The organism is Actinomyces sp. AC-20-1 (assembly GCF_023369555.1).
Lineage (GTDB): Bacteria > Actinomycetota > Actinomycetes > Actinomycetales > Actinomycetaceae > Actinomyces.
In genome coordinates, this window is record NZ_JACJVC010000029.1 from 1 (window position 1) to 12,067 (window position 12,067).

The 12,067-nt window shown below is 74.0% G+C and carries 11 protein-coding genes; 2 read left to right on the forward strand and 9 right to left on the reverse strand.

The features are described 5' to 3' along the window. On the forward strand, positions 1–417 hold a 417-nt coding region (locus H6X67_RS11345; RefSeq protein WP_249435544.1), incomplete at its 5' end, for a GNAT family N-acetyltransferase. A 78-nt stretch (positions 418–495) separates the two neighbouring features. On the opposite strand, the gene dapB is transcribed toward H6X67_RS11345, so the two are convergent. The 8 genes from dapB to rbfA all read right to left on the reverse strand — a co-directional run bounded on the left by dapB (position 496) and on the right by rbfA (position 8,956). Then, the gene (dapB, locus tag H6X67_RS11350; protein WP_249369626.1) at positions 496–1,248 is read right to left on the reverse strand and encodes a 4-hydroxy-tetrahydrodipicolinate reductase; all 753 of its coding nucleotides are present in this window, start codon (positions 1,246–1,248) and stop codon (positions 496–498) included. A 153-nt stretch (positions 1,249–1,401) separates the two neighbouring features. Next, positions 1,402–2,778: a M16 family metallopeptidase gene (locus H6X67_RS11355; protein ID WP_249369624.1), complete on the reverse strand. Its 1,377-nt coding sequence runs from the start codon at positions 2,776–2,778 to the stop codon at positions 1,402–1,404. A 120-nt stretch (positions 2,779–2,898) separates the two neighbouring features. Further along, complete coding sequence (locus H6X67_RS11360; RefSeq protein ID WP_249369622.1) at positions 2,899–5,268, reverse strand: polyribonucleotide nucleotidyltransferase; 2,370 nt, start codon at positions 5,266–5,268, stop codon at positions 2,899–2,901. A gap of 214 nt (positions 5,269–5,482) precedes the next feature. Then, positions 5,483–5,752 (reverse strand): 30S ribosomal protein S15, encoded by a 270-nt coding sequence (gene rpsO, locus H6X67_RS11365; RefSeq protein ID WP_249369620.1) that lies wholly within the window; start codon positions 5,750–5,752, stop codon positions 5,483–5,485. A gap of 207 nt (positions 5,753–5,959) precedes the next feature. Further along, positions 5,960–7,003 (reverse strand): bifunctional riboflavin kinase/FAD synthetase, encoded by a 1,044-nt coding sequence (locus tag H6X67_RS11370; protein WP_249435545.1) that lies wholly within the window; start codon positions 7,001–7,003, stop codon positions 5,960–5,962. 5 nt (positions 7,004–7,008) lie between these two features. After that, positions 7,009–7,356, reverse strand: a complete 348-nt coding sequence (locus H6X67_RS11375; protein WP_249369753.1) for a hypothetical protein — start codon at positions 7,354–7,356, stop codon at positions 7,009–7,011. Further along, positions 7,353–8,471, reverse strand: coding sequence for a tRNA pseudouridine(55) synthase TruB (truB, locus tag H6X67_RS11380; RefSeq protein WP_249369751.1), 1,119 nt, complete (start codon positions 8,469–8,471; stop codon positions 7,353–7,355). The genes H6X67_RS11375 and truB overlap by 4 nt, the downstream gene beginning before the upstream one ends. Beyond that, the gene (rbfA, locus tag H6X67_RS11385; protein ID WP_249369749.1) at positions 8,468–8,956 is read right to left on the reverse strand and encodes a 30S ribosome-binding factor RbfA; all 489 of its coding nucleotides are present in this window, start codon (positions 8,954–8,956) and stop codon (positions 8,468–8,470) included. The genes truB and rbfA overlap by 4 nt, the downstream gene beginning before the upstream one ends. Before the next feature lie 136 nt (positions 8,957–9,092). Here rbfA and rarD point away from each other — a divergent pair, with 136 nt between their 5' ends. Then, a complete protein-coding gene (rarD, locus tag H6X67_RS11390) occupies positions 9,093–10,013 on the forward strand; it encodes an EamA family transporter RarD (protein WP_249369747.1) in 921 nt (306 codons plus the stop codon). A gap of 67 nt (positions 10,014–10,080) precedes the next feature. Here rarD and infB read toward each other — a convergent pair. Continuing rightward, a partial coding sequence (gene infB / locus H6X67_RS11395; RefSeq protein WP_249435546.1) for a translation initiation factor IF-2 occupies positions 10,081–12,067 on the reverse strand: 1,987 nt, incomplete at its 5' end.

The following is a 12,067-nucleotide window of genomic DNA, read 5'->3' on the forward strand; positions in this document are numbered from 1 at the left end:
GTGCTGGCCGCCGGGTGGGAGCGGGCGGTGCTCGAGCCGCCCTCGGCCGCGCACCACGTGCTCGTGGCGACGCTCGGCGATGAGGTCGTGGGCCTGGTGGGCCTGGCCCCCACCGAGGGGGTCGCCGTCGACGGCGAGGGCGCGCCGGCGGCCGGCGAGCCCCAGCGGGCGGCGGAGGTCACCACGCTCGGGGTGGCGCCGGCCCACCAGCGCGAGGGCCACGGCTCGCGGCTGCTGGCGGCGGCGAGTGACCTGGCGCGCGAGGACGGCGCGGGGGTCCTGCTCGCCTGGGTGCTGCGCGGGGACGCCTCCCTGGCGTCCTTCCTCGCGGGCACGGGCATGCAGCGCACCGGGTCCCACCGGCTGCTGCCGGTGGGCGAGGGCGTGGTCGAGGAGCTGTGGGTCGCCGGGCTGTGACCGGGGCGCCGCTCGCGCGGGCGTGACGGCGGCGGCCCACAGGGGCTGCCGCCGTGAGTGGTGCCGTGGCTCAGGGCCTCACAGGTCCATGACCGCGTCGAGACCGATGGTCAGGCCCTGGCGGGAGCCGACCTCGCGCACGGCCAGGACGACGCCGGGCATGAAGGAGGCGCGGTCGAAGGAGTCGGTGCGCAGGGTCAGCTGCTCGCCGGGGTTGCCGAGGACGACCTCCTCGTGGGCGGTCAGGCCCCGCAGGCGCACCGCGTGGACGCGCACGCCGTCGACGAGGCCGCCGCGCGCACCCAGCGGGTCGGACTCGGTGGCGTCCGGCGAGGGGGCGACGCCGGCTGCCGCCCGGGCGGCGGCGACGGCCCGGGCGGTGGCGACGGCCGTGCCGGAGGGGGCGTCGACCTTGTTCGGGTGGTGCAGCTCGATGACCTCGACGGACTCGAAGTAGGGGGCGGCCAGGGTGGCGAAGCGCATGGCGAGCACCGCGGACAGGGCGAAGTTGGGGGCGATGAGGACGCTGCGCCCGGCGGCCTCGGGCCGGGCCAGGTGCTCGCGCACGCGCGCGTAGGACTCCTCGTCCCAGCCGGTGGTGCCGACGACGACGTCGACGCCGGCGTCGATGAGGGCGTGGACATTGGCCTCGGTGACGGCCGGGACGGTGAAGTCGACGGCGACGTCGGCCCCGTTCAGGGTCTCGGCGCTGATGGTGTCTCCGACGTCGAGGCGGGCGACGAGCTCCAGGCCCTCGGCCTCCTCAACCGCCTGGCAGACGGTCGATCCCATGCGCCCGGCGGCGCCTGTCACTGCAACGCGGATGGTCATGGGGCCAGCCTATCGGGGTGGCGGGCGCGGCAGGTGTCACTCATCCCTGGTCAGAGATTCTGGCCGTGGGACGCACGCGCGGGATTCCGCGGTTCCTCCCCCGCCCGTGGGCCCTTGAGCGGGCTCTGACCAGGGACGGGTGACAGACCCGGCTCAGGCCCGGGGGCCGACGAGGACGCGGGCGCGGGCGTGGCCCGCGAGCCAGGCGCACAGCTCGCGCACCTGCTCGGCGGTGACGGCCTCGAGCTGGCGCAGGTTCTCGTCCATGGAGCGCAGGCGGCCGGTGACCACCTCGCCGCGCCCCAGGCGCCCCATGCGGGCCAGCGAGTCCTCTCCCCCGAGGACCATGGCGCCACCGATCTGGCCCCGGGCGCGGGCCATCTCGCGCTCCGTGGGGCCATTGGCCGCCAGGGCCTCGAACTCGCCGACCATGACGGCGCAGACCTCCTCGACGTCGCCCGGCGCGCAGCCGGCGTAGAGCCCGAAGGCGCCCGCGCCGGCGTAGGAGGCGTCGAAGGCGTAGGTGGAGTAGGCCAGGCCGCGCTTCTCACGCACCTCCTGGAACAGGCGCGAGGACATGCCCCCGCCGAGGATCGTCGTGAGCACGCTCATGGGCCAGCGGCGCTCGTCGCGCACGGCGATGCCCTGGCAGGCCAGGTACACGTGCGACTGCTCCGAGTCCCGCTCGATGGTGACGTCCTGGACGTCCAGCGCCGTCAGGGGCTCGGTCTCGAAGCGCCGCTCGCGCGGCGCGGCGGAGGCGGAGGCGTCCCAGCCGGCGGCGGCCAGGTCCTGGGCGACGCGCTCGCACACCTGCTCGTGGTCCACGGCGCCCGCCACGGCGACGACGAGGGTGTCGGAGGCGTAGGTGCGCTGGTAGTGCTCCCACACGGCGTCGCGCGGCACCGCGGTGACGGTCTCAGGGGTGCCGCCGATGGGGCGGCCCAGGGGCGTGCCCTCGCCGAAGGCGGCGCGGGCGAAGGCCTCGTGGGCGACGTCCTGGGGGTCGTCGGCGGCGTCCGCGAGCTCGGAGACGATGACCGTGCGCTCGGTCTCGACCTCCTTGGGATCGAGCAGGGAGGAGGTCACCATGTCGGTGATGACGTCCAGGGCCTCCATGGAGTCCTGTCCCTGGACGCGCGCGTAGTAGGAGGTGTGCTCCTTGGACGTGGCGGCGTTGGACTCGCCGCCGATCATGTCGAAGGCCTCGGCGATGGCCCGGGCGTCGCGCGTGGGGGTGCCCTTGAAGAGCAGGTGCTCGAGGAAGTGGGTGGAGCCCTCCTGGCCGGCCACCTCGTCGCGTGAGCCGACGCCGAACCACATGCCCATGCTGGTCGAGCGCAGCCCCGGCACGGACTCGGTGATGACCCTCACCCCGCCGGGCAGGACGGAGCGGCGCAGGAGGGCGCCGTCGTCGACGAGGGCGAGCTCGGTGCCGGCCTCGCCGGCGGCGCCGCGCTCGAGCGGGACCTCGGTGTAGGAGGCGCCGGTGGCGCGCGGGGACGGGGCGAGTGCGGGGGCTGCGGTCACCCTGCGAGCCTAACGGTGAGCCGGGCCTGCACAAGAACCGGCGGGCAGCACAGCGGCGGGGCCGGGTGGGGATCCCCACCCGGCCCCGCCGGATCAGCTGCTCAGCACCTCGCGCAGGACTCACTCCGCGTCCGAGGACTCCTCGGTGGCGCGGGTGCGGCGACGGCGCGGGCGGCGCTCACGACGCTCGCCGTCGGCCTCGCTGCGCTCACGGCGCGGGCGGCGCTCACGACGCTCGGCGCCCTCGCCGTCCTCGCGGGAGCCGCGGGCCTCCTCCTCGGCCGCCAGCTGCTCCTCGGTGAGGACCGCGTGCAGGCTGAGCTTGCCGCGCTGGTCGATCTCGGCGAGCTCGACCTGGACCTTGTCGCCCACGGCGAGGACGTCGTCGACGTTCTCCACGCGCTTGCCGCCCACGAGGCGACGGATCTGCGAGATGTGCAGCAGGCCGTCCTTGCCCGGGGACAGGGAGACGAAGGCGCCGAAGGTGGTGGTCTTGACGACCGTGCCGATGAAGCGCTCGCCGATCTCCGGCATCTGCGGGTTGGCGATGGCGTTGACGGCGTCGCGGGCGGCCTCGGCGGAGGGGCCGTCGGAGGCCCCGATGTAGACGGTGCCGTCGTCCTCGACCGTGAGGTCCGCGCCGGTGTCCTCCTGGATCTGGTTGATCATCTTGCCCTTGGGGCCGATGACCTCGCCGATCTTGTCGACCGGGATGTGGACGGTCAGGACGCGCGGGGCCGTGGGGGCCATCTCGTCGGGGCCGTCGATGGCCTGCTCCATGACGTCGAGGATGTAGAAGCGGGCGTCGCGGGCCTGGCCGAGCGCGCCGGCCAGGACCTCGGAGGGCAGGCCGTCGAGCTTGGTGTCGAGCTGGAGCGCGGTGATGAACTCACGGGTGCCGGCGACCTTGAAGTCCATGTCGCCGAAGGCGTCCTCGCTGCCGAGGATGTCGGTGAGCGTGGCCCACGTGGTCTCGCCGTCGATGACCTCGTGCATGAGGCCCATGGCGATGCCCGCGACGGGAGCCTTGAGCGGCACGCCGGCGTTGAGCAGGGACATGGTGGAGGCGCACACCGAGCCCATCGACGTCGAGCCGTTGGAGCCCAGGGCCTCGGAGACCTGGCGGATCGCGTAGGGGAAGTCGTCGCGGTTGGGGATCACCGGGGTCAGGGCGCGCTCGGCGAGGGCGCCGTGGCCCACCTCGCGGCGCTTGGGGGCGCCGACGCGGCCGGTCTCACCGGTGGAGAAGGGCGGGAAGACGTACTGGTGCATGTAGCGCTTGTGCGTGACCGGCGACAAGTCGTCGATCTGCTGCTCCATGCGCAGCATGTTGAGGGTGGTGACGCCCAGGATCTGGGTCTCTCCACGCTCGAAGATGGCCGAGCCGTGCACGCGGGGCAGGACCTCGACCTCGGCGCCCAGGGTGCGGATGTCCTTGAGGCCGCGCCCGTCCATGCGGATGCCCTCGGTGAGGGTGCGGTGGCGCACGTGCTTCTTGGTGACGGAGCGGAAGGCCGCCTTGAGGGCCTTGGTGTCCTCCTCCGTGCCGAAGTCCTCGGCGAGGTCCGCCAGGACGGCGTCGCGCACGGCGTCGGTGGCGATGTCGCGGGCCTGCTTGCCCTCGGTGGCGATGGCGGCGGCGAGGTCGTGGGCCTCGGCGGCCCTCTCGACGGCGGCGTACTGCTCGTCGGAGTAGTCCAGGTAGAGGGGGAACTCGGCCGTGGGCTTGGAGGCGTGCTTGGCGACCTCCATCTGGGCCTCGCACAGGGCCTTGATGTGCGGCTTGGCGGCCTCGAGGGCGGAGGCGACGACCGGCTCGGTGGGAGCGGTGGCGCCCTCGGCGATGAGGTCGAAGGCGTTCTCGGTGGCACCGGCCTCGACCATCATGATGGCGACGTCGCCGTCCTCGAGGACGCGGCCGGCGATGACCATGTTGAAGGTGGCGCGCTCGAGCTCGCTGTAGCGGGGGAAGGCGACCCACTGGCCGTCGATGAGGGCCAGGCGGGTGCCGGCGACGGGGCCGGCGAAGGGCAGGCCCGCGATCTGGGTGGACATCGAGGCCGCGTTGATGGCCAGGACGTCGTAGGCGTCGTCGGGGTGGATGGCCAGGACGGTCTCGACGACCTGGACCTCGTTGCGCAGGCCCTTGACGAAGGAGGGGCGCAGCGGGCGGTCGATGAGGCGGCAGGCGAGGATGGCGGAGGTGCCGGCGCGGCCCTCGCGGCGGAAGAAGGAGCCGGGGATGCGGCCCGCGGCGTACTGGCGCTCCTCCACGTCGACGGTGAGCGGGAAGAAGTCGAACTGGTCCTTGGGGTGCTTGCCCACGGTGGTGGCGGACAGGATCGCGGTCTCGCCGTCGAGGTAGGCCATGGCGCTTCCGGCGGCCTGCTTGGCGAGGCGGCCGGTCTCGAAGCGGACCACGCGCTTGCCGAAGGTGCCGTTGTCGATCACGGCCTCAGCAGCGGTGACCTCGGGGTCGTCAATGAACATCTGTGACGTGTCTCTTTCTCAGTCAATGCGAACGTCCCGATCCTATCCTCCCGGCCCCCGGGATGACGGGGAGGCGCAGGTCCCGGGTGCGTGAGATGGGCCGCGCCCGCCCCGGTCTGCCGGTGCGGGCCCTCCGGTACAGGTCGAGGGCCCCGCCAGCTGGTGGCGGGGCCCTCGACAGGTCGGGACCGGGTGCTGCGCGCGCAGCGCTCGCTCAGCGGCGGATGCCGAGGCGGGCGATGAGGGCGCGGTAGCGCTCGATGTCCTCCTTCATGAGGTAGTCGAGGAGACGACGGCGCTTACCGATGAGGAGGTAGAGGCCACGACGCGAGTGGTGGTCGTGGGTGTGGGTCTTGAAGTGCTCGGTGAGGTTCTTGATGCGCTCGCTCAGGACGGCGACCTGGACCTCCGGGGAGCCCGTGTCACCCTCGTGGGTGGCGTACTCGGCGATGAGCTCGGTCTTGCGCTCGGCGGAAATCGACATGCGGACTCCTCTTTCTCGTTGCACGGAGCGCCGGGGCTTGTTCTCCCGGGCATGACACGTCCGTGGCCGATCGACGGCCCGCCCACGATACCAGCGCCCGGGCCCCGCAGGTCGCCCCGAGCCCCACCGGGGCCTGTGGGACCGGGCACAGGGCCCCTCGGGGGGGGGCGCACCCGGCACCGCCGCCGGGTCCGGTGTGCGCAGGGGTCAGGCCGTGACGTCCTCGGGCCGCAGGGGGCCGGGCACCGCCACCCCCAGGACGGCGGCGCAGCGGACCACGTCGCGGCGCATCTGCGCCAGCAGCGGCTCGAGCCCGTCGAAGGCCAGCATGGGGCGCAGGCGCTCGACGAGCTCGACGCCCACGACCTCGCCGTACAGGTCCAGGTCCGTGCGCCCTAGCACGTGGGCCTCCACGACCCGCTCGGGCACGTCGTCGAAGGTGGGGTTCGTGCCGATGGAGACGGCGGCCGCCAGCCGCTCCTCCCCCGGTCCCTCGTCCTCGCCGGAGCCCGGTGAGCGCACGAGCCAGCCGGCGTAGACGCCGTCGGGCGGCACGACGCCGGCGGTCGCGGCCTGGAGGTTGGCGGTCGGGAAGCCGATCTCCCGGCCCCGCTTGAGGCCGTGCACGACGGTGCCGCGCAGGCGGTGGGCCCGTCCGAGGACCTCGGCGGCGCCGGCGACGTCGCCCTCCTCCAGCAGCTGGCGCACCCAGGTCGAGGACCAGCGCCGCCCGGAGGGGGCGAGCACGTCGCGGACGATCTCCACCTCGAGGCCGTCGGCGGTCCCGATCTCCTCCAGGGTGCGGGCGTCGCCCTCGTTGCCGCGCCCGAAGCGCACGTCGTCGCCGACGACGACCGCCCGGGCCCCGAGCAGCCCCTCGAGCCAGGTGCGTGCGAAGTCCGCGGCGCCCTGGTCGGCGAAGTCGAGCGTGTAGTGCACGACGAGGACGGCGTCCAGGCCCGTGGAGGACAGCAGGGTGAGCCGGTCGGCCAGCGAGGCGACCATCGGCAGGTGCTGGCCGGGGCGGTGGACCCGGGCCGGGTGGGGGTCGAAGGTGACGGCGACCGCGAGGGGGCGGGGGCGCCCGGGCTCGCGGGCGGCGAGGTCCTCGGCGCGCGCGACCAGGCGTGAGAGCACGGCCCGGTGGCCGCGGTGGACGCCGTCGAAGACCCCGAGGGTGACGACGGAGCCGGGCCCCGAGGGGTCCCTCAGCTCCTCAGGCACCTGATCGGCGCCGTACCAGACCTCCACGGGGCTCAGTGCGAGCCGCAGCCGCAGCGGCCGTGGCCACCGTGCCCGCCGCAGCCGCAGCCTCCGCCCCGGGAGGGGGCCGGCGCGGAGGCGTCGCGCAGGCCGAGGAGGTTGCCGGCCTTGCGCCCGGGGACGACGCCCGCCGGGGCGGCCCCGGCACCGGGCTCCTCCTGCGGCTCGGCGTCGGGCGTGCGGTGGTCCTCGCCGAGGGGCTGGACGACGGCGGGCGCCGCCGCACGCTCCTCGCGCACGGCGTGGCGGCGCCCGCCGCAGCCGCACCCGCGGGAGGCGGTGCCCACCGCGGTCTGTCCGTCCTGTCCGGTCTGCCCCGTCTGCCCGGTCTGCTCGCTCATGGCTCTCCTTGGTCGCCGGGCTCACCGGCGGTCGGCTGCGTGTCAGCACGCCTCGGCCCCGTGGCGGGGGCGAGGATGAGCACGGGCCGTGTGCGGCCCTTCCCGGTGGTCAACAGTGCCACGACCTCGCCGTCCGGGGCGAACCCCGCCAGGACGGGGCGCGGGTCCACCCCGCCGTCCGGGCGCCGCTCCTTGGGGACGACGGCGCGCTCGGGGGTGGTGGCGCGGTCCGCGACCTCAGCCGGCAGCAGCTGGCCGTAGGCGAGCGCGCGGGCCTCGGCCTCGTCCAGCGCGACGGCCGGGAAGCAGCGCCGGGCCACCTCGGACAGGCCGAGGGGCCGCAGGCCCGACGGCGGCTCGGCCCCCGCTCCGGCCTCCACCTGGGCCGAGACGGCCTCGAGGGTGAGCGCCTGGCCGACGTCGAAGGGGCCGACGGCGGTGCGCCGCAGGGCCGTCAGGTGCGCGCCGCAGCCCAGCGCCCGTCCGAGGTCACGGGCGAGGGCCCGCACGTAGGTGCCCGAGGAGCAGGAGACGAGCAGGTCGACGTCGACGACCCCGGTGCCGTCCGGCGCCGTGGCGGGGCGCGGGGCGCCGAGCCGGGTGAGGGCGTGGACGGTGACCGGTCGGGCGGTGAGGGTGACGTCCTGCCCGCCGCGCACGCGGGCGTAGGCGCGCACGCCGTCGACCTTGACGGCGGAGACGGCGGAGGGCACCTGGAGCAGGTCCCCGGTGAGAGCGGTGAGGGCGGCGTCGAGGCGCTCGGGCAGGTCCTCCTGCGGAGTGCAGCCGTGGCGGGCGGTGACCTCGCCCTCGGCGTCCTCGGTGACGGTCTCCTGGCCCAGCCGGACGGTGGCCGTGTAGGTCTTGTCCGCGCCCACGAGGTAGGTGAGCAGGCGGGTGGCCCGCCCCAGTCCGATGAGGAGAAGGCCCGTGGCCATGGGGTCGAGGGTGCCGGCGTGGCCGACCTTGCGCGTGGCCCCCAGCCTGCGGGTCATGGCGACGACGTCGTGGCTGGTGAGGCCGTGGGGCTTGTCGATGAGCAGCAGGCCGTCGGGGGAGGTGACGGCGCCGCGCGGCACCGGGGGCCGCCGCCCGGGGCCCGGGGCGGCGCTCACTGCCGGCGGTCCGGCTCGGAGGCGGGGGCGTCCTCGTCGCCCGCGCCGGTGCCGGCGCTCCCGGCCTCGTCGTCGTGACGGTAGGGGTCGGGGTCGCCCGCGTAGGAGGCCCCCGCGTAGGTACGGGCGATCTCCTCGTCCTTGGCGCGCGCCTGGGCGAGGGCGTCCTCGAAGGTGCGGGCCTGGGTGGGCAGCGCGTCGAGCTGGAAGGTGATCGACGGGGTCAGGCGGATGCCGAGCGACCTGCCGACCTCCGAGCGGATGAGGCCCGTCGCCGAGCGCAGGGCAGCGGCCGTCTCGCGGCGCTCGCGCTCGGAGCCGTAGACCGTGTAGAAGACGGTGGCCTGCTGCAGGTCACCGGTGACGCGCACGTCGGTGACGGTGACGAAGCCGAGGCGCGAGTCCTTGATCCGACCCTGGAGCATGCGGGCGACGGTCTCGTGGATGCGGTCGGCGACCTTGCGGGCGCGGGCGGCGTCAGCCATGGCGGCTCCTCCTGTGAGCGGGTCGGGTGGCCGGGCACGGGGCCGGCGGGCGATTGTCTCAGAAACACGCCGCCCACGCTGCGTCGCGCCTCACGCGGCCTAGTATTCGGTCACCCCGGCCCAGGAACGAGTCCCGATGCCCTCCTCCCCCTCCCCGCTGCGCGGCACCGAGCAGCGCGGCACCGCCCTCGTGCTCGGCACCTATGTCCTCTGGGGGCTCTTCCCACTGTACTTCAGGCTGCTGGCGGCCGCCGACGCCGTCGAGATCATCGGCTACCGGATCACCTTCACCGCCCTCACCTGCCTGTCCCTGGTGGCGCTCACGCGGGGCTGGGGGCGCGTGCGCGCCGTCCTGGCCGACCCCGGGCAGGTGCTCGTCCTGGCCGTCTCGGGGCTCCTCATCACCCTCAACTGGCTGACCTACGTCTACGGGGTCAACACCGGCCGCGCGGCCGACGCCGCCCTGGGCTACTTCATCAACCCGCTCGTCACGGTCGCGCTGGCGGCGCTCGTCCTGGGCGAGCGGCTGCGCCGTGCCCAGGGCGTCGCCATCGTCCTGGCGGTCGTCGCCGTCGTCGTCACCACACGCGGCCAGGTGCCGTGGATCTCCCTGGCGCTGGCCGTCACCTTCGGCCTGTACGGGCTGGTGAAGAACCAGGCGCGCACGGACCCGCTCACCGGTCTCACCCTCGAGTCCTGCCTGGTCCTGCCCCTGGGGGCCGGCTACCTCGCCCACCTCGCGGCCACTGGCGCCTCGACGCTCCAGGGGCCGCAGGGCTCGGCCGTCCTCGCGGTCCTGCTCGTGCTCGCCGGGCCGGTGACGGCGCTGCCCCTGCTGCTCTTCGCCGCGGGGGCCCGCCGGGTGCCGCTGTCCACGGTGGGCCTGGTCCAGTACGTCTCGCCGATCATGCAGTTCCTGCTGGCCTGGCTCGTCCTGGGTGAGGAGATCTCCCCCAGCCGGTGGGTGTCCATGGTGCTCATCTGGGTGGCGACGGCGGTCTTCTCGGTGGACCTCGTGGTGCAGATGCGCTCCCTGCCGGGTGGCCGCAGGGGCTGAGGCCGGGGTTGAGACGCACGGGGCCGCCCACCTCACCGGTGGGCGGCCCCGTGCGTCTCGGCAGCGCTCAGTCGCGCGGCTTCTCGCGCATCTCCCAGGTCTCGATGACGTCGCCCTCGGCGATGTCCCTGAAGCCCAGGTTGATACCGCACTCGTAGCCCTCGCGGACCTCGGTGACGTCGTCCTTCTCGCGGCGCAGGGTGTCGATGGTGAGGTCGCCGTTGACGACCACGCCGTCGCGCACCAGGCGCGCCTTGGTACCGCGCCGGATGATGCCGGAGCGCACCAGCGAGCCGGCGATCGAGCCGAACTTCGAGGAGTGGAAGACCTGGCGGATCTCGGCGGTGCCGAGCTCGACCTCCTCGTAGACGGGCTTGAGCATGCCCTTCATGGAGGCCTCGACGTCCTCGATGGCCGCGTAGATGACCGAGTAGAACTTCATGTCGACGCCCTCGCGGTCGGCCATGTCGGCGACCCGCTCCGCGGGGCGCACGTTGAAGCCGATGATGACGGCGGAGTCGACCGTGGCGAGGTTGACGTCGTTCTGCGTGATCGCACCGACACCGCGGTGGATGATGCGCAGCGCGACCTCGTCGCCGACGTCGATCTTGAGCAGCGAGTCCTCCAGCGCCTCGACCGCACCCGAGCTGTCGCCCTTGAGGATGAGGTTGAGGGTGTCGACCTTGCCCTCCTTGAGGACGTCGGTGAGGTTCTCCAGGGACACGCGCTTGCGGCGCCGGGCCAGCAGGGCGGCGCGCTCGGCGGCCTCACGCTTGTCGGCGATCTGGCGGGCCGTGCGGTCGTCGGGGGCGACGATGAAGGAGTCGCCGGCGCTCGGCACGCTGGTCAGGCCCAGGACGAGGGCCGGACGCGCGGGACCGACCTCCTCCAGCACCTGGCCGTGCTCGTCGAACATGGCGCGCACGCGCCCGTAGGCGGAGCCGGCGACGATCGGGTCGCCCACGCGCAGGGTCCCCTGCTGGACGAGGACGGTCGTCGTGGCGCCACGGCCCTTGTCGAGCTTGGCCTCGATGGTGACACCGCGGGCGTCGCTGCGGGGGTTGGCCCGCAGGTCCAGGGCGGCGTCGGCGGTGAGCACGACGGCCTCGAGCAGCTCGTCGATGTTGAGGCGCTGCTTGGCGGAGATGTCGACGAACATCGTGTCGCCGCCGTACTCCTCGGGCACCAGGCCGTACTCGGTGAGCTGGCCGCGGATCTTGTCCGGGTTGGCGCCCTCCTTGTCGATCTTGTTGACCGCGACGACGATCGGCACGTTGGCGGCCTGGGCGTGGTTGAGCGCCTCGACCGTCTGGGGCATGACGCCGTCGTCCGCGGCCACCACGAGGATCGCGATGTCCGTGACCTCGGCACCGCGGGCACGCATGGCGGTGAAGGCCTCGTGACCGGGGGTGTCGATGAAGGTGATCGGGCGGCGCTCGTCACCCACGGACACCCGCACCTGGTAGGCGCCGATGGACTGGGTGATGCCACCGGCCTCGCCGGCGACGACGTCCGTGGAGCGGATGGCGTCGAGCAGCTTGGTCTTACCGTGGTCGACGTGGCCCATGACGGTGACGACCGGCGGGCGGGCCTCGAGGTCCTCGTCGGACCAGCCTGCCTCCTCGGCCTCGAGGTCGATGTCGAAGGAGCCCAGGAGCTCGCGGTCCTCGTCCTCGGCGGAGACGAGCTCGACGTTGTAGCCGAGCTCGACGCCCAGGAGCTGGAAGGTGTCCTCGTCCAGGGACTGGGTGGCCGTGGCCATCTCGCCGAGGTGGAACAGGACGGTGATGAGGGCCGCGGGGTTCGCGTTGATCTTCTCGGCGAAGTCCGTCAGGGTCGCGCCCTGGCGGATGCGCACCGGAGTGGAGCCGTCACCGCGCGGGACGATGACGCCGCCCAGCGACGGCGCGCTCTGCTGCTCGAACTCCTGCCGCTTCGCGCGCTTCGACTTGCGTCCGCGGGGGGCGCCGCCACCGCGCCCGAAGGCGCCCTGCGTCGCGCCGCGGCCACCGCGACCGCCGCGGGGACCGCCGCCGAAGCCGCCGCCACCGGGA